The organism is Methylomonas sp. HW2-6 (assembly GCF_052474525.1).
This window is the reverse complement of the sequence record NZ_CP184124.1, coordinates 2,913,678-2,939,026: the sequence shown is the minus strand read 5'-3', so window position 1 is coordinate 2,939,026 and position 25,349 is coordinate 2,913,678. Positions and strand designations below refer to the sequence as shown.

The window sequence follows — 25,349 nt, the reverse complement described above, 5'->3', positions numbered from 1 at the left end:
GTCGCAGGCGGCCAGGCGTCAATTCCGTCGTATTCTTTGGGTTTCGGCGGTTTGCATAGTGGCTGTGCTGTTGCTGACTGGAAGGTTGAACGGTTTGGTGGCTCTGATAGGCGTACTGTTGGCGTTTATGGTCAGAGCAATTCCGTTCATCCTAAATTATGCCCCGCAGTTGCACAGAGTCTGGCGGCTGTTCCAGGATAGGCCGGATGCCGGCCAAGACCATTCGCGGCCTAAGTCCGCAACGGATATGCCCCGGGAGCAGGCGTTGCAAATTCTCGGTTTGCAGCCCGGCGCCACCGAGGCCGAAATTGTCAACGCTCATCGCATTTTGATATCCCGCATGCATCCCGATCGGGGCGGATCGGATTATTTGGCCGCACAAATCAACCAGGCCAAGAAAACGCTGTTGGGCCGGTAACGGCAAGTCGACGATAGTCCGTGCGGCGGTCATTTCGAGGCAATTGCCATTGCTGTCGCGGCGTGAATTTTTTACGAAAACTGCTAGTCTTAAGCGCTTGAAAATGCCGATGAGGCCGACATTGGAAGACGATATCACTACAGAACTGCGCGTACTGGAGAGTCATTTAGACGGCATGTTAAGTCGCGTGCAGCATAACAGCCTGACGTTGAAACGCCTGCAAAGCTTTGAAATGCGGCTATTGGCGATGAATACTTTGGCGGAGATGATTGAATTCATTTTGGCCGAAACCAAAATTCTGTTCGGTCTGGATGTCGTCAATTTGTGGTTGGTCGATCCGAAGAACGAAATCGCGGCCTATTTGGACAGTGACCATTACGATTACCGGCGGCGCGAGGGCTTGCTGCTTCTGAATCAGGAGGCTCCGCTGTATACCGGCTTTGTCGGCAGCAAGCAGCCGGTGCTTGGCAGTTACCGCGATCACGACTGCGAGCGTTTCTTTCCGGCAGCGCAGCCTAAAAAGCCGGCATCGGTTGTGATCGCCCCCTTGGTGCGCCGCGATAAATACCTCGGTTCCTTGAATTTAGGTAGTTACCGTAGCGACCGTTTTGTGCAGGGCATGGCTACGGATTTCATCGAGCATATTGCGTCGGTGATCAGCATCTGCCTGGAAAACAACCTGAACGTGGAGACCATACGCCGCACCAGCCTGATCGATCCGTTAACCGGCGTCAATAACCGGCGTTTTTTGGAGCAGCGGATCGAAGAAGAACTGGACCGCAGCCAACGTACTCGTGATCCGCTATCCTGTCTGTTTATGGATATCGATTATTTCAAACGCATCAATGACGGCTACGGCCATCAGGCCGGCGATCACGTGTTGGCTGCCGTGGCGACGGTGATCAAAAAACAATTGCGTAACAACGATGTGTTGGCCCGATACGGCGGCGAGGAGTTCGTGGCGCTGTTATCGCAAAGCGATAACAAACATACGGTCGAGATTGCTGAGCGGATTCGCGGCAGTATCGCCGATTTGCGGATCACCTTTGCCGAGCAAACCATTCCGGTGACGATTTCGCTGGGTGCCGCTACTTACCAACCGGCTTTCGCCCTGAAAAAGCCGGTAGCCGAGATTGCGCTGCAATTAATCCAGACCGCCGATGCCGCGCTCTACGAAGCCAAGCGCAACGGCCGTAACCGAGTCGAAAACGGCGGTCTGGTGCTAAGGATGGATGCGGCTTAGTGGTAGCCGTTCGGATTCTGGCTTTGCCAACGCCAGGTATCGGCGATCATTTGGGTTAAATCGCGTTCGGCTGTCCAACCCAGTTTCTGTGCGGCCAGACTCGGATCGGCATAGCAGGCGGCGACGTCGCCGGCCCGGCGCGGCGCGATTTTATATGGTACGTCCTGTCCGGTAACCTGGATAAAGGTGTTGACCATCTGCAAGACGCTGTAACCGTTACCCGTGCCCAGATTGACGGCATCGCAGACCGGGGCGTCTGCCGGCTGGCTCAGCAGGTATTGCAAGGCTTTGATGTGACCTTGGGCCAGATCGACCACGTGGATGTAATCCCTCACTCCGGTGCCGTCGACGGTGGGATAGTCGTCGCCGAATATCGACAGCATCGGCAATTTGCCGATCGCAACCTGCGACAAGTAGGGCATCAGATTATTCGGGATGCCGTTCGGGTCCTCGCCGATCAGGCCGCTACTGTGGGCGCCGATCGGGTTGAAGTAACGCAGGACGACGGTTTGCCATGGATAGGCTGTCTGGTTCAAGCCATCCGCCACGCTGGCGTCGCGCAGAATTTCCTCGATGAACAGTTTGGTGCGGCCGTAGGGATTGGTCGCTTGCAGCGGAAAACTCTCCAAAATAGGCACCGTGTGCGGGTCGCCGTAAACGGTCGCCGACGAACTGAACACCAGCCGTTTGACGTCGGCTGCCGCCATCGTTTCCAGCAAGACCTGGGTGCCGTAAATGTTGTTGCGGTAGTAGCTGAGCGGTTGCTGACAGGATTCGCCGACCGCTTTCAAGCCGGCAAAATGGACGACGGCGTCGACACTGTGGTTGTGGAAGATGCGGCCAAGGGCCGCGGCGTCGGTAATATCGGCTTGGTAAAACACCGGCGCCTTGCCGGTGATGGTTTCGATGCGGCGGAGCGCCTCGACTTTACTGTTGCTGAGATTGTCGACGATAACGATATCGAAACCGTTATTCAGCAATTCCACACAGGTATGGCTACCGATGTAGCCGGTACCGCCCGTCACTAGGATGGTTTGAGCCATGTTTCCGTTCCCTGTTTAGCGTTCGAGTATGTCCAGTCCCGGCTCGTCGGAGACGACGCGGGCCAGGGTTGAATTCGGATCGCGACGCAGGCCGGCAAAGTCGAACAAGCCGGTATCGAGCATTTGCGACGGGGCGATGTTTTGCAAGCCGGCGAAGATGGTTTCGATCCGGCCGGGGAATTGTTTGTCCCAAGCGTTCAACATCTGCTTCATCGCCTTGCGTTGCAAATTCTCCTGCGATCCGCACAGATTGCAGGGAATGATCGGAAACTGCTTGAAGGCAGCAAAGCGGTTGATGTCCTTTTCGCGGCAATAGGCCAGCGGCCGGATCACGATATTCTGTTTATCGTCGCTGAGCAGTTTCGGCGGCATTGCTTTCAGTTTGCCGGCGTAGAACAGGTTCAGAAAAAAGGTCTCGATGATGTCGTCGCGGTGGTGGCCCAGCGCGATTTTGGTGATTTTGTGTTCTCTGGCAAAGCCGTACAGCGTGCCGCGCCGGAGCCGCGAGCACAGGCTGCAGGTGGTCTGGCCTTCCGGAATGATGCGTTTGACGATGCTGTAAGTATCGTGTTCGATGATGTGGAACGGTACGCCGATCGATGTCAGGTATTCCGGCAACACGTGTTCGGGAAAGCCGGGCTGTTTCTGGTCCAAATTGACGGCGATGATTTCGAAATTCACCGGCGCGGTTTTCTGCAAATTCAGCAGAATGTCCAGCATGGTGTACGAATCCTTGCCGCCGGATAGACAAACCATGACCTTGTCGTCCGGTTCGATCATGTTGTAATCGGCGATGGCCTCGCCGACGCTGCGCCTCAGGCGCTTTTGCAGTTTGTTGAACTGGGTACGGGATTTTTGGCTGGGATCGGACATGGTGGGAAGAGAGGCGGCCTGGCAAAAGGTGCAGACCGCTTGGCAGTTAACCGTTGTAACGTTGGAAGATCAGCGTGGCGTTGGTACCGCCGAAACCGAAGCTGTTTGACATCACCGTATTCAAGGTCACGTTGTCCTGATATTCGCGGACGATGGGGATGCCGGCGGCACCGGGGTCGAGTTGGCTGATGTTGGCCGACGCGCTCAAGAAGTTTTCTTCCATCATCAGCAGCGAATAAATCGCTTCGTTGACGCCGGCAGCACCGAGGGCGTGGCCGGTCAGGGATTTGGTCGAGCTGACTCTGGGCACCGTATCGGCGCCGAATACCGCGCGCATCGCTTCCAATTCGCGGGTATCGCCGACCGGCGTACTGGTGCCGTGTGCGTTGATGTAGTCGATCGGGTCGTTTACGGTCGCCAGCGCCATTTGCATGCAACGTACCGCGCCTTCGCCGGAGGGTTGCACCATGTCGTAACCGTCCGAGGTGGCGCCGTAGCCGACCAGCTCGGCATAGATTTTGGCGCCGCGGGCTTTGGCGTGCTCGAGCTCCTCGATCACTAAAACGCCGCCGCCGCCGGAGATCACGAAACCGTCGCGGGTCTCGTCGTAAGGGCGAGACGCGGTATCAGGGCTGTCGTTATATTTGGACGACAAGGCGCCCATGGCGTCGAACATGACCGACATGGTCCAGTGCAGTTCTTCGCCGCCGCCGGCAAATACGATATCCTGCTTGCCGAGTTGGATCAGTTCCTGGGCGTGGCCGATACAGTGGGCGCTGGTCGCGCAAGCCGAACTGATCGAATAGTTGACGCCCCTGATTTTGAACGGTGTGGCCAGGCAGGCGGTGTTGGTGCTGGACATGGCCCGCGTCACCATATACGGCCCGACTTTCTTGACGCCTTTGGAGCGCAGAATGTCGGCGGAATCGACCAGATTGGAGGTCGACGGCCCGCCGGAGCCCATTACCAAGCCAGTGCGGATATTGGAAATATCGCTTTCGTCCAGGCCGGAATCGGCAATGGCCTGTTCCATTGCCAAGTAATTGAAGGCGGCACCGTCGCCCATGAAACGTTTGATTTTGCGGTCTATCGCCTCGTCAAGATCGATGTTAACCGGACCGTGGACCTGGCTTCTGAAGCCCAGTTCCTGGTAAACCGGGGCGTGCACGATGCCGGAACGGCCGCTCCGTAGCGAAGCGACGACTTCGTCCCGGTTATTACCGATGCTGGAAACGATCCCCAAGCCTGTTACAACCGCGCGTCTCATGTTGGTTTCCTTAGAAATCCTGAGTGGAAGTAAATAAGCCGACCCGTAAATCGGTGGCTTCGTAGATTTGTTTGCCGTCTACTTCCATGACTGCATCGGCGATACCCATCACCAGTTTGCGCATGATTACGCGCTTCAAGTCGATTTTATAGGTGACTTTTTTAGCGGTCGGCAGCACCTGGCCGGTGAATTTCACCTCGCCGCAACCCAGAGCTCGGCCTTTGCCGGGACCGCCGAGCCAGCACAAGTAAAAACCGATCAATTGCCACATGGCATCCAGCCCCAGACAGCCGGGCATGACCGGGTCTCCCTGAAAATGGCAGGCAAAAAACCACAAGTCGGGATTGATATCCAGTTCGGCAATAATCTCGCCCTTGCCGTATTTACCGCCTTCATCGGAAATATGGACGATGCGGTCCATCATCAACATATTGGGAAGCGGTAACTGCGCGTTTTCCGGACCGTAAAGCTCGCCCCGGCCGGACATCAACAACTCTTCGCGCGTGAAACTGTTCTGCTTCTCCATCCAATAATTACCTGATTCGTGGGTTCAAAAACATCCACCATTATCCAATAATCGGCTTAAAAAATCAGCTCAATTTTTATCCCGGCATCACCTCGCGCAGCAAGTCGTCAAGCTTCAATGAGTCGCGTTGCAAGCGTTGCTGGTAAATCAAAGCGTACATCAGGACCGACGCGACGTAGCCGCGGGTTTCTTTGTACGGTATGTTTTCGATCCAGATATCGGCCGGTAGCGCTTGGCTTCCGGGCAGCCAACGCTTAATTTTGTTGGCGCCGGCGTTGTAGGCCGCGGCAGCTAAAGCGTAGTGGCCGCCGAACTGGAGCAACAGTTTCTTGAAATAAAATGCGCCGTACTTCAGGTTTAATTCCGGACGGAACAGACTATCGTCGTCGCCCCAACTGTCGTGCAGATCGGCAGCGATTTGCCGGCCGGTTTGCGGCATCACTTGCATCAAACCTTTGGCGCCGGCGGGCGAATCGGCCTGACTGTCGAAGGCGCTTTCCTGACGAATCAAACCGTAGATGATGGCGGGATCCAACTGCCTTTCCTGCGCGATTTGCCCGATTTCCCGACTGTATTCCAGCGGAAAGCGCAACTCGACGTCGTCCCAATGATTGGCTTTGGCGACGGTAGCGATCGCTAAAGCCGGGGCACGCCAGCGTTGTGCCAGCTTAGCCGCAACCGGCAATAGGTTAGGTTCCAATTTGGCAACGGCGAACTGCCATTGGCGCCTGGCTTCTGCCGGCCGATTCAATACCAGCAGTTCGTTTGCCGCCTGAAAATCGGCTCGGTTGCTTAGCGCTTGCAACTCGGATTCGGCAACCTGTAACGGTCGGTGCGCCAAGTCGATCGCTTGGCCGGATTTAGCGGCGGCCATAAATCCGTAAAAGCTGCGATTTTTCGCCAACTCTACGAATTGGCGGTTAGCGGCTTCGCCTTGGCCGACTGCCGCCAAAGCCCGCGCCTGCCAATAACGCCACTTGTCCCGACTTTTCTCTTCGCTGTTCAAGCGGGCGATGGCGGTGAGCACGTTCGGCCAATCCTGACTATTCAATGCCGCCCGCACCCGCCATTCCCGGCTCGATTCGTCGTCGGTTTCCAAACGCGACAAGCGCGGATAGGCTTGGGCATCGTGCTTCAATGCCAAGGCCAGAGCCAGTTGTCTTTCGATAAAGGCGGCGCGATCCGGCGCGATGGGCTGCTGCGCTTTTTCCTGATCCCAATATCGTGCCGCCGCTCCGGGATCGCGCTCCAGCCAACGCTCGACCGCATGGCCCAGCATTTCCGGTGCATCTGCCGGTTGATTGCGCCAACCGGTTTCGGTCTGTATGGCTTCCGGTTGCCGGTGCAGTTTCAACCAAAGTTCGGCGCGCGGCAGTTCATCAGCGGCCAGGAAACGGGCGAGATACTCGGCCAGCGCCGGATTATCGCGTTTCAAGGCAGCATGGAAACGTTGCCAGACTAGATCGTGATTAAAGTAAGGCGATGCTTGGTAGGCCGCGAACAGGCCGTCACAGTTGTTCGGTTGCGATTTACCGCTCAACCAAAGTGCGCGGGCGAGAACAAACGCTTCAGGTGTTTGGCCGGTTTCGACGTAGGCCTGGCCGGCGTAACATTGCAAAGCACTTTCGTCGCTGGCTTGGTAATATCTTAAAAAGTCCGGCCAACGTTTTTGTTCGCCAAGGTAAGCCAACCATTTCGGCTTGAGCAAGCCGGCATAGCGGCTGGACCCGTTTTCTGCGAGGAACGCGCGTATCTCATCGTCGGCGGACAAACGGCTTTTCAACCATTGGTATTGCAAATACTGATACAACGGGTAAGTTTTCAAAGTGGCGGCGAGCTGACGGTAGTCGGATTCGCGGTGCGCTGAGATAGCTTGTTCCGCTTGCAGAAAACGTTGGCGCAGATCGCCGATTTCGGAATCTCCGGCCGTCGCCCGCGCCGGCAATAGGCTGACGATTGCGGCGAGCATCATATTTTGGATTAACGACATGGCACTTCCCCGATAATCGGACCATTCGGCCCGGCAAGCTGTTTTGCCGCGGCCATCGGACCATTATAATGGCTAAACTCAATAGAATTCGTTTACAGACGTTGAAAATCAATCAAGCTGCAAGCCACACTGAATACTCCTGGCGTTACATTTACGGTATTGCTCTCCAACACAAAAAGCAATTGTTGGCCGGACATATGATGGCGATCCTGGCGACAGTGGCCAGCGTGCCGGTGCCGCTGTTGATGCCTTTGCTGGTAGATGAAGTACTGTTACACCATCCCGGTGTCGTGTTGGCGACGCTTAATCCCTGGTTGCCGGCGGAATGGCGTACGCCTGTGGTCTATATCGGCGCCATTTTGTTGGCAAGTTTGTTGTTGCGCTTATTCGCATTGGCGTTAAATATCAGTCAGACCCGACAGTTTTCTAACATTGCCAAGGATGTGGTGTTTCGAATCAGGGCCAGCCTGGTGGCGCACTTGCAGCGTATCTCGATGTCGGAATACGAAAGTCTGGGCAGTGGTACCGTCAGTTCGCACATGGTGACCGACCTGGATACCCTAGACAACTTCATCGGCTCCACGATCAGCAAATTACTGGTCGCGGTGTTGACGGTATTCGGTACTGCACTGATCTTGTTATGGATGCATTGGCAATTGGGCCTGTTCATCATCTTCCTTAACCCCTTGGTGATTTACCTGGCCAAGGCGGTCGGCTCCCGGGTCAAGGAGTTGAAAGCCAACGAAAACAAAGCTTACGCAATCTTCCAGCAGGCCTTGAGCGAAACGCTGGAAGCGATACATCAGATCCGTGCCAGTAACCGCGAGGAGCATTACTGTCGGCAATTGGTCAACAGCGCGCTGGCCGTGAAAAACCATTCCACGATCTACGCCTGGAAAAGCGATGCGACGGTACGGCTGAGTTTCCTGACCTTTTTGTTCGGTTTCGATATTTTCCGCGCCACTGCGATGCTGATGGTGCTGTATTCCAACCTCAGTATCGGCGAAATGTTGGCGGTGTTCGGTTATTTGTGGTTCATGATGGCGCCGGTCCAGGAAATCCTGAGCATTCAGCAATCGTTTTATGCCGCCAAAGCCGCTTTGACGCGGGTAAATCAGCTGGCCAGACTAGAACGCGAGCCTTACTATCCGCATTTGGCCAATCCATTCCAGGGCAAGAAAACGGTTTCGGTCAGCGTCAAAGACTTGTATTTCAGTTACAAGGACGAGCCGGTACTGAACGGCATCAATTTGTCGATCCGGGCCGGGGAAAAGATAGCACTGGTCGGCGCCAGCGGCGGCGGCAAATCGACATTGGCACAAACCCTGATCGGGCTCTATCCGCCGGGTAGCGGCATGATTTATTTCGACGGTGTGCCGCTGGACCGCATCGGGCTGGACGTGGTGCGCGAACACGTGGCGACGGTACTGCAGCATCCGGCACTGCTGAACGATACCATACGCGCCAATCTGACCTTGGGCCGAGATATAGCGGACGCGGCTTTGTGGCAGGCGCTGGAAATCGCTCAGTTAAAACACGTCGTTAAAGACTTGCCGGCCGGATTGGATACGGTGGTCGGCCGCCAAGGCATGCGTTTGTCCGGCGGCCAACGCCAGCGCATGGCGATCGCGCGAATGATCGTCAGCCAACCGGCGGTCGTGATTCTGGACGAAGCCACCTCGGCATTGGACAGCGAAACCGAGTACAAGCTGCACCAGGCCTTAAACGGCTTTTTGGCAGGACGCACCACCATCATCATCGCCCATCGTTTGAGCGCGGTGAAACAGGCCGACCACGTATACGTGTTCGAACAGGGCCAAATTTGCGAGCAAGGCAAGCACGAAGTGCTGATTCAGCAGAACGGCTTATACGCCAAACTTTACGGCGACTACCAATGAGCGATCCGATTTACGACTTACACTGCCATTCGACCGCGTCGGACGGAGCCTTGCCGCCGGCCGAACTGGTCGGCCGTGCCAAACTACAAGGTGTCGACGTCCTGGCACTGACCGACCACGACACTGTGGCCGGTTTGGCCGAAGCCCGCCAAGCGGCACAGGATTGCGGCATGCGGCTGATTCAAGGTATCGAATTGTCGGCCGGCTTTGAGAGCCATTGCCTGCATATCGTCGGTCTGAATATCGATCCGACTAACGGCCATTTGTTGGAAGGAATTGCTCGGCAGCAGATCACGCGCGAGGATCGGGCGCAAAAAATCGCCCAAAAGTTGGTCAAGAAAGGCATTCCGGACGCTTATCCGGAACTGCGCGCCGCGGCCGGCAACGGCGAAATCACCCGGCTGCATTTCGCCGATTTCCTGGTCAAGCACGGTTATGTCGCGACTCAGCAGGATGCTTTCGACCGTTATTTGAGTAAAGGCAAACCCGGCTACGTGCCGACTGCTTGGGCGCCGTTGGCCGAATGCGTGGCTTGGATCAGGCAGGCCGGCGGGGTGGCGGTGCTGGCGCATCCCTTACGCTACAAGCTCAGCACGAAATGGTTGGACAAGGCCCTGGGCCAGTTCAAGGCCGCAGGCGGGCAGGGGATCGAGGTGGTTACCGGCAGGGCCAGCATCGACGACATTCGCTTAAGTTACGGCTTTGCGCTCAAACACCAGTTGTATGCTTCGCAAGGCTCGGATTTTCACGCGCCGGGTAACCAGTACCTGGAATTGGGCCGGTTGGCGGCGATGCCGGCTGGCGCCAATCCGGTTTGGGATTTGTTCTGACGATACAGCTTAGTCGGCGTCGAACAGGGCGCCGAACTCGTCCGGCGGCAACGGTTGATTCCAATAAAAACCTTGGGCTTTATGGCAACCGAGCTGGTGTAAACGTTCCGCTTGTTCTTGAGTCTCGACGCCTTCGGCCAGCGTCAACAAGCCCAACGTGTCTCCGAGTTGTACGATGGCCTCGACAATCGCCGCGTCTTCGGCCTTGCCGGAGTTTAAATCCTGGATGAACGATTGATCGATCTTCAGTTTGTTGACCGCGAAACGCTTTAGATAACTGAGCGAGGAATAGCCGGTGCCGAAGTCGTCAATTGCAAAGCTGACCCCCAGTGCTCTCAGGTCGGCAATATTCTGAATGACCGTCGCGGTGTCGTACATCAACACCGATTCGGTCAGTTCCAATTCCAAATATTCCGGCTCCAGGCCCGACTCGGCTAAGGCGGAGCGTACCGATTCCAGTAGATTACCGCGTTTGAATTGCAGCGCAGAAATATTCACCGTCACTAACAATTCGTAACCGGCATCACGCCAAATCCGGTTCTGCCGGCAGGCTTCCCGCAATACCCAGTCGCCGATCGGTACGATCAGGCCATTGTCTTCCGCAATCGGAATGAACTTGGCCGGCGGAATCATCGGGCCGCTGGCCGGTTGCCAGCGCAACAAGGCTTCGGCGCCGATGATTTTGTTATCGCGAATCGAATATTGGGGCTGATAGTGCAGGCGGAATTCGTTTTGTTTCAATGCCGCACGCAGGCCGTTCTCGATATTCATGCGCTCGATAGAGGCCAGGTTCATGTCATGGGAAAAGAAACGGAAAGTATTGCGGCCTTCGTTTTTGGCCGCGTACATCGCGGTGTCGGCTTTGTTCAACAGGCCGTGGAAACTCAAACCGTCGTTGGGATAGAGGCTGATACCGATGCTGAATGAGGTGCACACGGTGATGCCCTCGATTTGAAACGGCTGGTTTAACTGATCGAGAATTTTCAGCGAGATTTGGGCGATGGTGTCCACTTCCGGAATGTCGGTCAGAATGATGATGAATTCGTCGCCGCCTTGGCGGCACACCGTATCCACTTCGCGGACGCATTGGCACAGGCGTTCGGCAATGCCCTGCAAAAGACGGTCGCCGACGTCGTGACCCATCGTGTCGTTGATGTTCTTGAAATGATCCAGATCCAGAAACAGCAGGCCAACCAGCGTGTTATTGCGTAAAGCATGAGCCATGGCTTGGTCGAAACGGTCGCGCAGCAAAGTCCGGTTCGGCAGGTTGGTCAGCGGGTCATGCCGGGCCAAATATTCAATCTGAGCTTCAGCGGCTTTGCGGGCCGTGATGTCCGAGAAAATGCCGATGTAGTGGCTGACCGCACCGTATGTATCGCCTATTGTCGAGATACCGAGCCAGGCCGGATAGGGTTCGCCATTTTTACGGGTGTCCCATATTTCGCCTTGCCAATAGCCGTTATCCTTCAATGCTTGGCGGATACGGCGGAAATGGCCGCTGTCGTTGTGTTCGGAATCGAGCATCGCCGGCTTTTTGCCGAGCACTTCCTCAGCCCGGTAACCGGTAATATTGGTGTAGGCTTGGTTGCTGGAGACGATAGTGAGGTCCGGCGCGCATAAAAATATGGCTTCACCGCTGTTTTCGAACACCTTGGCGAGCAATTTCAAGCGTTCGGCGGCGATTTTACTCTCAGTGATGTCCGCGTGGGTGCCAAGCATTCGCAGCGGTCGGCCGTCGGCGTCGCGTTCGACAATACTGCCGATCGACTGAATCCATTTCCAACTGCCGTCGGCGCAACGCAGGCGATATTCGAGCCGGTACTCGCCGAGAGCGCCGCCGATATAGGCTCGATAGCGCTCCAGCGTTGCCTGACGGTCGTCGGGATGCAGCCTTTCGGCCCAGGCGTCGAAATCGGCCGAAAAAGCGGTCGCCTCGTAACCAAGCATTGCCGAATATTCGCGATTGACAACGGTTGCGCCAGTCTGCGGATTCAAGTCGAAAAAGCCGAGTTTGGCGGCCTGCATCGACAAACGCAGGCGTTCTTCGCTATCGCTGAGTGCTTGTTGGGTCCGGCGAATTTCGGTGATATCGTGGGCCAGGCCGTTGACTGCAATCACCCGGTCCTGGTCGTCGAAAATGGGGGTGGCGTTTAGGCTTAGCAACCGGCTGCCGCCGTTTCGGCAGCGCAATTCCAACTCGTAATTGGGCGGCTTGATACCGTTCAAACAGGCTTGAGTATGGGCGCGGGCGACTTGGTTGAGCGGATTTTCCGTCGCCAAAGCAAAACAATCGCCCAATAACCGGTCGGCCGGATAACCGAGAATCTGTTCTACCGATGGCCCCAGGTAAATGAACTCACCTTGCGGATTCAAAGAGAACAGAAAATATTCGGAACTCAGACTTTCGACCAGCTCGCGGAAGCGCTGCTCGCTGTGCCGCAACAGGTTTTGCTGCTCCAACAAGTTTTGCGTCGTGCGATGCGCGCGCAATACGTACTCGATCCGGTGCGGCAACAGAGGCCATTGCACCGGTTTGCCGATAAAATCGGTGGCGCCCAGCTCGAAGGCTTCGTTGACCGCGTGAGTGTCTTCGATAGCCGTCATCATGACGATAGGCGTGTTACATTGCGGCAGCGACCGGATTTGCCGTAGACAGGCGAAGCCATCCAGTTCCGGCATCATCACGTCCAATAACACCAGATCCGGCTGTTCCTGGTAAAACAAGCGCAAGCCTTCGCGCCCGTTTTCGGCTTCCACGGTTTGGTACTGGTTGGCGCGTAATACTTGGCCCACCAACAATCTGACCATGGCGTCGTCGTCGACAATCAGAATTTTGGGATCGATGGTCACGGCGAAATCGGGTCAACGACGGATTGGCTATCGAACACTCTGGCAAACTCGGCGAATTCGGCAGCCGGCATCGGCCGCTGGAACAGAAACCCTTGTACGATGTCGCAGCCATTGTCCAGCAAAAAGTTAGCCTGATCCTGGTTTTCTACGCCCTCGGCAACCACTTCCAAGGACAAGGCCTCGGCCAGTGCCAAAATCGCCGAGGTAATTGCCATGTCGTCTTCGTTGTGCGGCAAATCGCGAACGAAACTGTGGTCCACCTTCAACTCCGATATCGGCAGTTTTTTCAGGTAGGACAACGACGAATAGCCGGTGCCGAAATCGTCGATGCTGATCCTGACACCCAAAGCCTGCAACTCGCGTAGCGTAACCAATGCCTCTTCGACATTGTGCAGCAGAATGGTTTCGGTCAATTCCAGTTTCAAATAGCGCGGCTCCAGGCCGATTTGCGCCAATACCTCGCGGACATGGCCGCAGAATCCGCGTTGGCGGAATTGGTTGGCGGAGACGTTGACGGACATCACCAATTCAGGGCAAGCGCCTTGCCGTCGCCAACTCAGCACCTGACGACAGGCGTTCTCCAGAACCCAATTGCTGATCTGTGCGATCAGACCGGAATCTTCGGCGATCGGGATGAATTGTGACGGACCTATCAAACCCAATTCCGGGTGGCGCCAACGAATCAAGGCTTCGCAACCGACCACCCGATGGCGGCGAATATCGATTTTTGCCTGGTAATACAGTTCCAGTTCGTCGCGTTCGATGGCCCGGCGCAGGCTGTTTTCCATCGCCAGTTTATGGAAGGCAGCGACATTCAGCGATTTGCTGAAGAACTGGTAGTTGTTGTGTCCGTATTCGCCGGCGTGGTTCATTGCAAATTCGCCGTTTTTGATGAAGCTATCTTCATCCATGCCATCGCCGGGGTATACGGCAATGCCGATATTGATACCTAAAAACAGCTCGGTGGCCTCGACCGGAAACGATTGCTGCATGATATGAAAAATCCGCTTGGCGACTTTGACGCTGTCGCGGGCGTCTTGTACCCGGTTCAATAAAACGGTAAACGTGCTGCCGCCTAGCCGGGATACCGTCATATCCGCCAGATCGACGTCCGAATTGGCCGAGACGTAATCGCATTCCCTGACTTCGGCGACCAAGCGATCGGCGAACATTTTCAGCACGTGGTCGCCGATTTTAGGCCCCAAGGTTTCATTGATGCGCTTGAAGCGGGCGATACTGATGAACAAGGTCGAAAGCGCGGTGCCGTAACGGTCGCAAGCAGCCATGGCCTGGCCCAAAATTTCTTTGAATAGCGTGCGGTTGGGCAGCCCGGTCAATGGGTCGTAATAGGATAAAAACCGCACCCGCTCTTCGATGTGGCGTCGTTCGGTAATATCCTGAATCGCGCCGCGGATATGCTCCACCGCGTCGTGCTCGACAATCGGTTCGCCCTGAATGTGGAGTACCCGGCTGCTACCGTCGCGATGCGTCACCGGCAATTCGATGCGGAAACTCAGCTTGTTCTTCAGGCACAAGTCTATGGCCTGCTGCAATTTGGCGGCCTCTGAAGCGTCCACGCGGTTGAGCAGATCCAGCATTTTGAAAGAGTGGCGCGGCGGATTGATGTCCAGAATATTGAAAATCTCATCCGAACATTGCAGTGTGTCGCTGCTAACCTGCCAATCCCAACTGCCGAGTTGGGCAATTTTTTGCGCTTTACGTAATTCCGACTCGCTCTTGGCCAACGCCGACATGGTGGCTACAGAGCGTAGCAGATAGCGCAACCGGTGCGGCAAGGTCGGCCAATTGATCGGTTTGGCGATAAAATCGGTGGCACCCAATTCGAATGCGTGGTTCACCGATTCCAGATCGTCCACGCCGGTCAGCATCACGATCGGCAATATCGCGTTGCCCGGCATTTGGCGAATGGCTTGCAAGCAATCGAAGCCGTTCAGATCGGGCAGCATCACGTCCAGCAGCACCAGATCGGGTTTCCGGCTGGTACAAAACTCCAGCCCTTGCCGGCCGCTACCGGCACAGACCACGTCGAAGCCTTCGCGCTGCAAGATATCCTGTAACATCAGACGCACCATGTCGTCATCGTCGATGGCCAGGATCAGATTGGTTGCGTGTGGTCGTTGCATCTACGAAGCGGTGGCGGGAAGTTGTTGCACGATAGTTTTATAGGCGGTTTGCAAAGATTCGGCAATACGACTATCGAACTCAAGCGTGTTATCGCGGGCGGCATGTTCTACATTGCGGGCCAATTCCGCCAGATGATTCGCCCCGATATTCGCCGCGGTCGATTTCAGGCTATGCGCCGCTTGCCGTACCTCCGCACTCTGTTGATGCTCGATCGCAAACGCGATCGCGCTGATTTGCTGCGCGGCATTTTCCCGAAACAGCCTTAACACCTCAGCCACTAATTGGTCGCCACCAATTTGGCGTAGCGAGCGCAATTCAGCAGAATCGAATTCGGCCTGTTGGCCGCGGTCGATGATGTCGGCAACTGCGGCGGATACCGCCGAAACCAGGTTCGGGCGGGTGTCGCCGATTAACGCGCGGATTTTGTCATGCAAGGTTCTTTGCAAAAACGGTTTACTCAAATAGTCGTCCATACCGACCCGCAGACATTTTTCACGGTCGCCCTCCATCGCATTGGCGGTCAGGGCGATAATCGGCGTCCGCTTGGTAGCCTTTGTCCGTTCCAGTTCGCGGATCTGCTGGGTCGCGGTGTAGCCGTCCATGACCGGCATCATGCAATCCATCAAGATTAAATCGGCCGGTTCGGTTTGGAACAAGTTCAACACTTCCTGGCCGTTGCTGGCACAAATCAGGGTGTAACCCAATTGCCGCAGCATGGCGCTGCAGATTTTCTGGTTCACCGGATTATCTTCCGCCAGCAGGATACGCACGCTGGCAGCAGGCGTAGCCGGTTTGGCGTCGACCGCGACGTCCGCCGGTAGCAAGCGCAACAGGGTATCTTGCAAGGTACGGCGGTAAACCGGTTTCGGTAAATGCACGTCGCAACCGCAGCAGCGGATTTCGGCCATCTCGGTTTCGTCGGCACTTGATGAAATAATCACGATGCGTAACCCGGCAAAACGAGCGTCGGCGCGGATACGCCTGGCCAGTTCGGTACCGCTGATGCCGTCCATTCTCATATCCAGCAATGCAACATCGAAACTCTGCCCGGATTGCGCTCTTTGATCCAAAATTTCCAGGGCATGGCCGCCGTTTTTTGCAACCCGGAAATGCATGCCGAATTCGGCCAGATGATTTTCCAGGATTCTGGCGTTAGTGGCGTTGTCTTCAACGACCAGCACGTGCTTTCCGGTTAGATTGCCTTGCGCGGCAGTTTTGACCGGCAACGGCGCCAGTGCTTCGCGCAACGGCAAGTAAACGCTGAAAACCGAGCCGACCTGGGGTTGGCTCTCCACCCGGATCGTGCCGCCCATCAACTCGCAAAGCTCCTTGCTAATGACCAGGCCCAAACCGGTGCCGCCGTATTTGCGGGTGGTGGAGCCGTCGGCTTGGCTGAAGGCCTGAAACAACCGGGATAAGGCCTCCGGATTCATGCCGATGCCAGTATCGCTGATCTTGAACTCCAGGCACAGGCCGCTGCCCGACGTGCACAGCGTCGATTCCCGGTTGCGAACCTGTAGTTTGACTTCGCCGGCCTCGGTGAACTTGACGGCATTCGACAACAGATTGGTCAGGATTTGCCGCAAACGGTAAGGGTCGCCGCGGACTTCTTTCGGCGTTGCCGGGTCGATTTCGCACAACAACCGAATGTTTTTGCTACTGGCCCGCTCGAAGAACAAGGCACCGAGCTGGTCGACCAAATTGCTCAAGCTGAAATCGGTTTCCTCCAGTTCCAGTTTGCCGGCCTCGATTTTGGAGAAATCCAGAATGTCGTTAATGATGGTCAACAGCGAATCCGCAGAGCTGAACACGGTCTCTGCATACTGGCGCTGGGTCGGTTTCAATTCGGAACCTAGCAATAGTTCGGTCATGCCCAGGACGCCATTCATCGGCGTGCGGATTTCATGGCTCATCGTCGCCAGAAATTGGGATTTGGCGATACTTGCGGCCTGCGCATCGATAACGGCCTGGCGCAGGTCGGCAGTACGCAGGTCGACTTCCCGCTCCAGGCAACCGCGCTGGTTTTCCAACTCGGCGTCGCGTTGTTGAATGCGTTCGATCATTTGGTTGAAGCTTTTCACTAATTGGCCGATTTCGTCCCGGCTTTCGCCTTGAGCCCGCACCATGTAATTGTTGTCGACCGATACCTGTCTGGCCAGTTGCGACAATCGGGTCAGCGGAGCGGCGATGGAGGCGGCCAGACGCCGGCCGAACCAGGCGGCAAACATAAAGGCGACGAGCATCGAGAGCAGAATTTGCCCCAAGTTGATGCCGACCGAGCGCCACAGCGGACGTAAATCGATCATTATCCTCAGGTAGCCGACCACTTCCCCATTATCGTCCGGCAAGGGGTTCAGCGTTATCAGATTCAGCAACCGCATCCTTTGGCCGATCTGTTGTTCCTGGGCTTTTAACAGATTCGGCGGAAAGCTGTGCTGTAAAGCCTGTGTCGGATAGTGGGCGAAAATCTCGCCGTCGCGGCCGTAAAGTTGTGCGGACAGAATTTCCGGTTTGCCGCGTAAGGTGGCGAGTATGTCGGAACCGGTTTTGGCATCGCCGAACAATAGCGCGGCCCCGGCGCTGAATCCGACCATCTTGCCTAACGAGCGGATTTCGTTGAGCATTTCGTTTTTTTCCTGCCAAACCTGGGTAACGCTGACGATCGCCAAGGTCAATGCCAACGCCAACGCCAAGGTAACTGCCTGCAAACGCTGCAGCTTATAGGTCATCGGCAGATCGACCAGCTTGTCCCGGATCATGACGATATCGGCTCCAGAATCATTTGTTCAGGTTCAGATTTCTAGCGAGTTTCAGCAATTGGGCGCTGATGCGGATGTTGGCGGCATTGGCGTTGTCCAGGTTTACCTCGAAGTTCAGTCGGTTACCGTCCTGAACCAGCCCAATGGTACCGTTCTGTTCTAAAAAGCCCGGTTTGTCGCTGACAGTGACCACCGGTGCGCCCCTCAAATCCCGCGCAATCTCTCCGGCGCCGGTAGCCGATTTGGCAATATAAACCAGATGGCAGGCTTTCAACTCTTTGCTCGCGACATCTTGGAGGACGGCTAACGGTTTGCCGTTGACAGTTTTGCCTTCCAGTGCCAGCAGATTGTCGCCAAGGTTGTGCGGGCTTACCAAGCACAAGTTAAATTTGCTCTGGCTGGCGGCCTCCGGCCATTCGATGAATTTGAAGAAGTTGTATAGAAACGCGACTTTTACCGCGGCTTCGTTGGCGGTTTCTGCAGCAAAGGCGCTGTGGACGAATATCAGCGGCAGCACCAGCAGCGCACCGGCTCTGCGCACCGACAGGGCCAAATTCCGGCGCCAGCGAGCACGGCGGCATTGAACGGCCGCTTGGGGGCTGAGAGCTGATTTTTGACGGATGTGCCAATTCATCGAGTTCCGCCGTCCCGGTTAAAATTGCCAGCGCAAGGTGCCGTAGACCTCGCGTTGTACGGCGGTTGCGGTGGAAAATAGATCGGAACCGTATTCGAAATGGTAACTGTCGAGCAGATTGCGCCCGACCAACGCCAATTCCAAGCCAGAGCCCAGATCCCAAGCCAAGCGTGCGTCGAGATCCTGATAGCCTCGAGTAAAGCTCCGGTTGGTGACGGTGGAACTGACGAAACGCCAATTCAAATCCAGTTTCAGTTGCGGAGTAATATCGTACATCGACCAGAGCATGGCTTTGTGCACCGGATAGCTGCTGCGGTCACTGACGACGACACTGGCCGGCACGCCGTTGCCGGGACGGACGCGGTCTTCCTCGTGGCTGTAGTTGGCTTTTAGTTTCCACTTGTCGGAAACCTGCCAATCCAGACTGACCTCGCCGCCGTAGACTTCGGCAATGCCCAAATTGCTCAGGCCGGTACTCACCAATACGTAACTTGCCGGCGGCACGATTTTGAAACTGTTACTAATCGAATAACTGGTGAGGTCGTCGTAGTTGTAATGGTAAAGCGCGATGTCGGTGCTGAGCTGCGGCGTTATTTGGCCGCGCCAACCCAGTTCGAAGCCGAGCATTTTTTCGGCTTCAAGGTTGGGATTACCGACCAAGCCGGTGATCATGGGTACCGGCAAACCGGGCTGCGGAGGCTGCAGATTCAGGCTGTACGAGATATTTTGTTCCACCCAGTTCGGTGTTCTGACCGAACGCGATACCGAGGCCCAGAAAGAATTGCGGTCGTCCGGCGTCCATAACAGGCGGGCGTTGGGCTGAACTTCGAAATCGGTGACCGGGTTGTGTTCGACTTTGCCGCCCAAGGTCAAACGCCAGCGGTCCGGGACCAGACTGATTTCGTCTTGGGCAAAGAAACTATAAATTCGATCAGTCCGTTGCGGCGCGCTCATCGAAATTTGCGGACTGTTTTCAAAGTCATTGAGGTTGAAGCGCAAACCGGTCCCCCACAACAGCAGGTGGCGATCGTCCAGTTTATAGTTGTGCTGAAAGTCGATATCGAAACTATCGATCTGGTATTGAGAGTTCAGAAACGGCGATTTTCGGCTGTGCCGGTCCCAATACATCCGCACGACGGTAGTGGAGTCGGTGCCCTGGTGATGTTCCCACCGGCCTTGCAAATAGTGGCCGGAGAATTGTTGGTTGGCGGGTAGCAATTGGGAGTAGGGTGGTGCCATCACCGGCGTCAGATTGGCCGTTAAGGCCGGAAACTCAACCGGTGCACCATTACTTTCGCCGATGAATGCATCTCCCTGGATACTCAGCTTATTGGCAATATCGAAGGCTTTGTCGTAGCGAAAGCCGACTTTGCTCATATCGCCTTCGTCGCCGGCCTGACGAGACGACTGGCGGGTTCTGGAGTCGCCGTAATCCGAGTGGCGGGCGTAGACTTTTAAATAGGCCTCGTCGCCCAAATCGGCGCCGTAACGGACGCCGCCGCCGTAGCGCTGAGTCCCGACTTGGCCGCTCAATAAAGCGCCTTGGGTGTTGTTTGCGGTTTTGGTGATGATATTGATTACGCCGTTTACCGCGTTGGCTCCCCATAGGCTGGCGCCGGGACCGCGAATCACTTCGATACGTTCGATGTCCTCCATCATCACGTCCTGCTGGTCCCACCAGACGCCGGAGAACAGCGGGTTGTAAACACTGCGGCCGTCTACCAGCACCAGCAATTTATTGGCAAACTGGGTGTTGAAGCCGCGCACCGAAACCGCCCATTTGTTGCCGTCGACTTTGGCTACATTCAAGCCGGGTACCACCCGCAACGCTTCGGGAATCGTAGTGGCTCCGCTGCGGCGGATGTCTTCGTTGCTCAGCACGTAAATCGCTGCCGGCACATGGCTGAGGTCGGTCGACGTTTTCATCACAGACGTCACGTCCAGATTCAACAACTGCTCGACACTCAGCGCTGTCAAATCCGGCAGATTTTCGTCGTCCGGGGATTGGTTGGCCGCTTCGACAAGCTGGGTGGCGGCCGACCAGGCCATTACCAGGGCCAACGTCGCCGGAGTCAAGGGGTGGTGTGCCTTAATCAACATGGTCGGGAGCTCAGAAAGTCAATTGGAATTTCAAACGAAGCTCCCTGCCGTTCATGCGGATGATGTCTATTTGATCGCTGACACCCGGCATCTGCGGGTGAATATCGAACAAATTATAGATGCCGAACGAGGTGTCCAAGCCGGGGAAGATTTTATCCGAACTCAGGTTGACGTTCACCAGATTGTAAGCGTCGGCAAAGCTGCCGGCATAATCCAGTTTGCGCCGGTCGATAAAGATGTTTTCGATCCCCAGCGTTAGATTGTCGTTAAAAAAGGATTCGGCATAATGCAATTTAAACAGGTTTTGCGGCGAGTAGGCGGCCCAAGTGCCGTGCAGATTCTCGTTAGTTAGTAGATTGTAGGTATAAGAGGCTTTTAGCAACCGGCCATTGTTCCAACGTTTTTCCGCTTCCAACTCGATGCCGTAGGCGTGGTAGCGACCGTAATTTTGCACCGAATAATCGCCGTTGATGTCGTCGGTGACTGGACGGCCCTGCAGCAATTGAGAGATATCGTTGTAAAACAGCGAGCTTAGCAGCCGCAACCCGCTGTTGCCGCGCCATTCGGCGACGGCTTCGTAGCTTTTGATCTGCTCTTCGCGCATGTCGGGGTTGGCGACGAACCCAAACGCATTGTAGTCGCGTTCCCAGGCATTGGGTGCCCGAAAGGTCGAACTGTAAAGCAGTTTAAACTGGGTGTTGTCCAAAGGGCTCCAAATCAAGCCGAGCCGCGGGTTGGCCTGCATACTGTTCAGCATATGGTGGTAGTCGAGGCGGGCGCCGGCGCTGAAAATCAGATCGCCCAGGATCTGGATATCGTCCTGCAGATACGCTTCCAGCCGGTGGCCGCTACGCCGGCTTTGGACGTAGGAGAAGTACGGATCGATGTCGTGGTTGATCAGCGACTGGCGCTGGTCGTATTGGTATTCCAACCCCATGATGACGTGGTGGCCGTCGATCGGCGAAAAGGTCAATTGCGCTTCGCCGCCCCACCAGCGGCCGCTGGCGAAATCGTGGTTGATGACCCGTGTGCCGTCAGCCAGATAAGCCTGATCGGCATGGTAACCGTAGCCTTGATAAAAGCCTTTGACTTGTAGCTTGCTGGTGTCGCTGAAATTTTTTTCGTATTTGAGATTGGTGAAAAATTGTTTGTCCTCGGTGAAGTATTGCTGGTCGTTGAATACGGCATCGAAGGACGCTGTCGGTACCCGTTTAAAACGATTGACATAACCGCCGCTTAACGTGAATTCTTCGAAGGTGAACTTACCGAACAAGCGGTCGGAGCGTTCGTCATCCATGTTGTGGGCGACACCATAGTTGGTCTCGGGCTTATCAAATCCGGGAAAATACAAGTTTTCCACACCGGCGCTATCGAAATGCGACGCCGAAAACAGCAGGTCGGCACCGTTGTCCAGCGTCTTGCCGTAACTGACTCGGCCCTTGTAGGTGTCGAAAGTGCCGATTTCCCCGGCCAATTGCGCGCCGTTGACCGCCTGGCCTTTTTTGGTGACGACGTTGATCATGCCCAAAAACGCATTGGCGCCATAGATAGAGGAACCTGAACCCGGCACATATTCGATGTGGTCCACCAAGTCCAGGTCCAGCATGAACTCCTGCGCGATGTAGCCGCCGTCGTAGATGTTTTCGTTCATTCGCTGGCCGTCGATCATCAGCAAAATCCGCGAATTGTAGTCGCCGCTACGCATGAAACCGCGCGCACCAAGAAAACTGTAGTTGCGGTCGTTACTGGTGAACAGCCCGCGCAGACTGTTTAGCGCTTCCGCGAGGGTGCGCCAGCCGAAGGTGCGGATGTCTTTTGCGGTCAAGATCGAAATTGACGTGGGAGCCTGACTGGTTTTTTCGCCAAGACGCGACGCACTGATGATGTCAAGTTTCAATAATTCTTCGATCGACAGATTGGTGAAATCGTCTCGGGTCGCTTCAGTGGCGAAGGCCGTCGAGGCGAAGAATGACGCCGCAATCAGTTTACGCATTGAGTGTAAAGATCGATTCTGGGTGAATTCATTGATTCGAGTACCTGCCAGCGCGGGACATTAGATATGGATAACAGTAGTCGAAATTCAATTGTTTGACGGTTAACAGATACTTAGTCGGGTCAGCTTGCCAGATTTCGAATTTTTGGCGAACGGTTTCCCGCCAAACCGTGGAACCTTCCGCAGATTTTCATATTCGGTTCCGAATAGTAGTAAAAAAATTGAGTTTAGCTTAGTTGTCTGCGCGGTAACCTGGAGTCCCATCGCTTGACGCGGAATTCGGTTTAGGTGGAGTGAGGCCGCTGCCGGCATTTTTAAGTACCGGGATTGTTGAGTGCCGCATATACCCGCTCCGCGGCAACCAAAGCACCTTCAAGATAACCGCCTTGGTCGACGGCGGTTTCGCTGCCGGAAAAGTATAACTTATCGTTCCACAGGTCTAGCTGCAGCCAGCGGTGGCCGTAAATGGGGTGGGTAATCGGCGGTACGCTGTCGGCGTCCGTTGTCGTGAAAGGCTCCCGGCTCCAGTCCTGAATTTGCAGATCGGCCGGCATCGCCGCCGATTGGCCGAATACACTCACCAAATGGTTGGTGACCAACTCCGGCAACTGCTGGCGGTATTGTTCGCGTAGCTGCGCCGGGATGCCGAAAAAGCCAAACAAAACGGCTGAACCGGACTGCGGATCGCCGGCATCGTAAATCTCCGAAAGTATCGCGCCGGGATACGCCGCCAGCGCATTACCCGACCAGCCTTGGCGTTGCCAGAAGGCGTCCGGGTAGGCGATAGCCGCTTTAGCGTGTCCGGCCATCCAGGTCGCTGTCGCGTGGCAAGTTTCCGCCAGTTTGGCGGGCAAGGCCGGTTCAAAACGTATCCGTGCGGCTATCAGGCGCGGCGGCATCGACAAAACGGCTTGTTTGGCCTTGACGAGGCGTAGCGAGCCGTTAACTAAGAACGCCAGTTCCACATATGTGCCGCAGTCCGCAACCCGGTCCAGACACCAGCCCAGATGCAAAGGCGTATTACTCAGATTGCGCGCCAGCGCATCGGCTATGCAGCCACAGCCGCCCTGGATTCGATAAGCGCCGGCGTGGGTTTGCTTGTCGACATACCCGACTGGCTCGGCAAGACTAGTCGCTTTATACAGGCTTAGACCGGTATCAGCTTGGCGAAACAGCGCCAAATTCAGCCGACGGCACAACTTGGCGATCCGCGGTTGCTGCTCAGGCCAGACCCAAGTCGGACCCAAATCGGCCGCTGAGCCGTTCGCTAGCCGAACCGTCAGGATGCGTCCGCCATAGCGGTCGCGCGCGTCGAACACTGCAATATTGCGGTGTCCGTCAGCCAAGCATTCGGCCAAGTATAGACCGGACAAACCGGCCCCGATTATGGCGATATCCAACATAGCATTGTTCTCATTCGGGCTCGCAAAGTCGGGGGGGCATTATTTGTAGCTTAAGTTTTATCGGAATAGTGTTGTCTTCACCCCGCGGCAGGCCGCTCAGGCACCTGATCGAAAATCACACTTAGCTGTCAGGGTGATCCGTCAGACAGCTTGGTGCTCAGCATCGGAACATTCAAATTCGAGGCCAATTCCAAACAATGCGGTATTACGGCGGGTTGCCGGTATTGCAAACGGTACTTCCAGCCGACATTGTTACCGCACGCTGTGTCGATCAACACAAACGGACAGGCGATTGTCCGGTTTCTGCCTACTCTGAGGATTTATTAAATTCACCCGCAATACTTAAACTATTGACCCGGCCCATAAATACCGTTAGCCCTGAGCTTGTCGAAGGGCATTCCACCTCAGGCTTCGACAGGCTCAACCCGAACAAAATACCAGTAATAAATAGGGTCGGGTTAATAAGCTCAGTTAGCTTATCTGGGGGGGCGATGGCCGCTGCCAATCTACACAAAGCGAAAACCGATTTGTCGGGTTTGGTCTATCGACTACTAGCAATGAATTGATTGTGATTGCCATAGCCGCCAAGCCCGGCTAAGAACGGAGCGATTTGCTGATGGACGCCGGTTTGTTACCGCTCGGAAGATTGGTAAAGGCTACAGCGAACTACGGACTCAGAACAGGAGGATGATTTTGCGATGACAATGAAAACCGCTTTGACTGTAATCCTGATGATATTGCCGCTGGCAGCACGCGCCGATCAGGTCTTTTCGCTGGTCTTGCCGGAGTGTGAGTCAAGACTGGAGCGCCGAAGCGCGGACGACGAAGTCGCAATCGTCAGAACCCCGTGCCATTTATCCTTGCCGTCGCTCGCCAAACTGCTCGATGCCGGCCTGCGGGAATGGTTTCCCGGCGACAGCCTGCCGCTACGCGGCGTGTATCTAGGCCGTTTGATGGACTATCCCGACTGGTCGCGCGCCTTGGCCGGCGCTGCCGCGAAAGCCAAATCCTGGAACAAAAAGCGCGGCCGGCCCAGCAAGACCGGCGAGAGCGACAACCGGAGCGTGCAACTGCTTCTGAACGGCCCGGCGTATCCGCAGCCCTTGGCACCGGTATTCGCCCGTTACGGCTTGTCCGCCTGCATCGGCGACGTGGAAAAAGTCCTGGTGTTCCAGGTCAAGGAAATCCGAGGCGACTTGGCAAAAACCGCATCCGGCAACGCGCGCTTGCCGGTGGATGGGCAGATTTGGCTGACGCTGAAGCCTTTGTCGAAAGGATGTGGGGATTAGATATTTCAATGTTTAACAATAAATATATTGCCAAATAGTTTGACAATAAAAATTTTGCCTAATAATATGACAGCAAATTTATTGTCAG

The 25,349-nt window shown here is 55.6% G+C and carries 17 protein-coding genes; 5 read left to right on the top strand and 12 right to left on the bottom strand.

Annotated elements, in window-relative coordinates; all coding sequences use genetic code 11:
- Positions 1 to 58: 58 nt before the first annotated feature.
- Both ACH518_RS14355 and ACH518_RS14350 read left to right on the top strand, forming a co-directional pair.
- Positions 59 to 418 carry a DnaJ domain-containing protein gene (locus ACH518_RS14355; RefSeq protein ID WP_445370584.1) on the top strand — a complete coding sequence of 120 codons (360 nt, stop codon included), beginning with the start codon at positions 59 to 61 and terminating at the stop codon, positions 416 to 418.
- Positions 419 to 527: 109 nt separating this feature from the next.
- Positions 528 to 1,661: a DUF484 family protein gene (locus ACH518_RS14350; protein ID WP_445370583.1), complete on the top strand. Its 1,134-nt coding sequence runs from the start codon at positions 528 to 530 to the stop codon at positions 1,659 to 1,661.
- Here ACH518_RS14350 and galE read toward each other — a convergent pair.
- The 5 genes from galE to ACH518_RS14325 all read right to left on the bottom strand — a co-directional run bounded on the left by galE (position 1,658) and on the right by ACH518_RS14325 (position 7,360).
- Positions 1,658 to 2,704 carry a UDP-glucose 4-epimerase GalE gene (gene galE, locus ACH518_RS14345; RefSeq protein ID WP_445370582.1) on the bottom strand — a complete coding sequence of 349 codons (1,047 nt, stop codon included), beginning with the start codon at positions 2,702 to 2,704 and terminating at the stop codon, positions 1,658 to 1,660. The genes ACH518_RS14350 and galE overlap by 4 nt on opposite strands.
- 15 nt (positions 2,705 to 2,719) lie before the next feature.
- Positions 2,720 to 3,577, bottom strand: coding sequence for a tRNA 2-thiocytidine(32) synthetase TtcA (gene ttcA / locus ACH518_RS14340; protein WP_140911275.1), 858 nt, complete (start codon positions 3,575 to 3,577; stop codon positions 2,720 to 2,722).
- A gap of 46 nt (positions 3,578 to 3,623) precedes the next feature.
- Entirely contained in the window at positions 3,624 to 4,844 is a 1,221-nt protein-coding gene (gene fabB, locus ACH518_RS14335; RefSeq protein ID WP_445370581.1) for a beta-ketoacyl-ACP synthase I, read from the bottom strand.
- A gap of 10 nt (positions 4,845 to 4,854) precedes the next feature.
- Positions 4,855 to 5,370: a 3-hydroxyacyl-[acyl-carrier-protein] dehydratase FabA gene (gene fabA, locus ACH518_RS14330; RefSeq protein ID WP_140911277.1), complete on the bottom strand. Its 516-nt coding sequence runs from the start codon at positions 5,368 to 5,370 to the stop codon at positions 4,855 to 4,857.
- A gap of 76 nt (positions 5,371 to 5,446) precedes the next feature.
- Positions 5,447 to 7,360: a transglycosylase SLT domain-containing protein gene (locus ACH518_RS14325; protein ID WP_445370580.1), complete on the bottom strand. Its 1,914-nt coding sequence runs from the start codon at positions 7,358 to 7,360 to the stop codon at positions 5,447 to 5,449.
- A gap of 68 nt (positions 7,361 to 7,428) precedes the next feature.
- On the opposite strand from ACH518_RS14325, the gene ACH518_RS14320 reads away from it, so the two are divergent.
- Positions 7,429 to 9,258 carry an ABC transporter ATP-binding protein gene (locus tag ACH518_RS14320; protein ID WP_445370579.1) on the top strand — a complete coding sequence of 610 codons (1,830 nt, stop codon included), beginning with the start codon at positions 7,429 to 7,431 and terminating at the stop codon, positions 9,256 to 9,258.
- Positions 9,255 to 10,088: a PHP domain-containing protein gene (locus ACH518_RS14315; protein ID WP_445370578.1), complete on the top strand. Its 834-nt coding sequence runs from the start codon at positions 9,255 to 9,257 to the stop codon at positions 10,086 to 10,088. The genes ACH518_RS14320 and ACH518_RS14315 overlap by 4 nt, the downstream gene beginning before the upstream one ends.
- 9 nt (positions 10,089 to 10,097) lie before the next feature.
- Here the strand turns inward: ACH518_RS14315 and ACH518_RS14310 are convergent, their stop codons facing one another.
- The 7 genes from ACH518_RS14310 to ACH518_RS14280 all read right to left on the bottom strand — a co-directional run bounded on the left by ACH518_RS14310 (position 10,098) and on the right by ACH518_RS14280 (position 23,972).
- Positions 10,098 to 12,938: an EAL domain-containing protein gene (locus tag ACH518_RS14310; protein ID WP_445370577.1), complete on the bottom strand. Its 2,841-nt coding sequence runs from the start codon at positions 12,936 to 12,938 to the stop codon at positions 10,098 to 10,100.
- On the bottom strand, positions 12,935 to 15,082 hold the full coding sequence (locus ACH518_RS14305; protein ID WP_445370576.1) for an EAL domain-containing protein: 2,148 nt from the start codon (positions 15,080 to 15,082) through the stop codon (positions 12,935 to 12,937). The genes ACH518_RS14310 and ACH518_RS14305 overlap by 4 nt, the downstream gene beginning before the upstream one ends.
- On the bottom strand, positions 15,083 to 17,842 hold the full coding sequence (locus ACH518_RS14300; RefSeq protein ID WP_445370575.1) for a response regulator: 2,760 nt from the start codon (positions 17,840 to 17,842) through the stop codon (positions 15,083 to 15,085).
- Positions 17,843 to 17,861: 19 nt separating this feature from the next.
- Positions 17,862 to 18,476 carry a YfiR family protein gene (locus tag ACH518_RS14295; RefSeq protein WP_445370574.1) on the bottom strand — a complete coding sequence of 205 codons (615 nt, stop codon included), beginning with the start codon at positions 18,474 to 18,476 and terminating at the stop codon, positions 17,862 to 17,864.
- An 18-nt stretch (positions 18,477 to 18,494) separates the two neighbouring features.
- A complete protein-coding gene (locus ACH518_RS14290; protein WP_445370573.1) occupies positions 18,495 to 20,576 on the bottom strand; it encodes a TonB-dependent receptor plug domain-containing protein in 2,082 nt (693 codons plus the stop codon).
- Between the two features lie 10 nt (positions 20,577 to 20,586).
- Positions 20,587 to 22,569, bottom strand: a complete 1,983-nt coding sequence (locus tag ACH518_RS14285) for a TonB-dependent receptor plug domain-containing protein (RefSeq protein ID WP_445370572.1) — start codon at positions 22,567 to 22,569, stop codon at positions 20,587 to 20,589.
- A 314-nt stretch (positions 22,570 to 22,883) separates the two neighbouring features.
- Positions 22,884 to 23,972 (bottom strand): flavin monoamine oxidase family protein, encoded by a 1,089-nt coding sequence (locus ACH518_RS14280; RefSeq protein WP_445370571.1) that lies wholly within the window; start codon positions 23,970 to 23,972, stop codon positions 22,884 to 22,886.
- Between the two features lie 698 nt (positions 23,973 to 24,670).
- Here ACH518_RS14280 and ACH518_RS14275 point away from each other — a divergent pair.
- Positions 24,671 to 25,261 (top strand): hypothetical protein, encoded by a 591-nt coding sequence (locus tag ACH518_RS14275; protein ID WP_445370570.1) that lies wholly within the window; start codon positions 24,671 to 24,673, stop codon positions 25,259 to 25,261.
- Positions 25,262 to 25,349 lie beyond the last annotated feature (88 nt).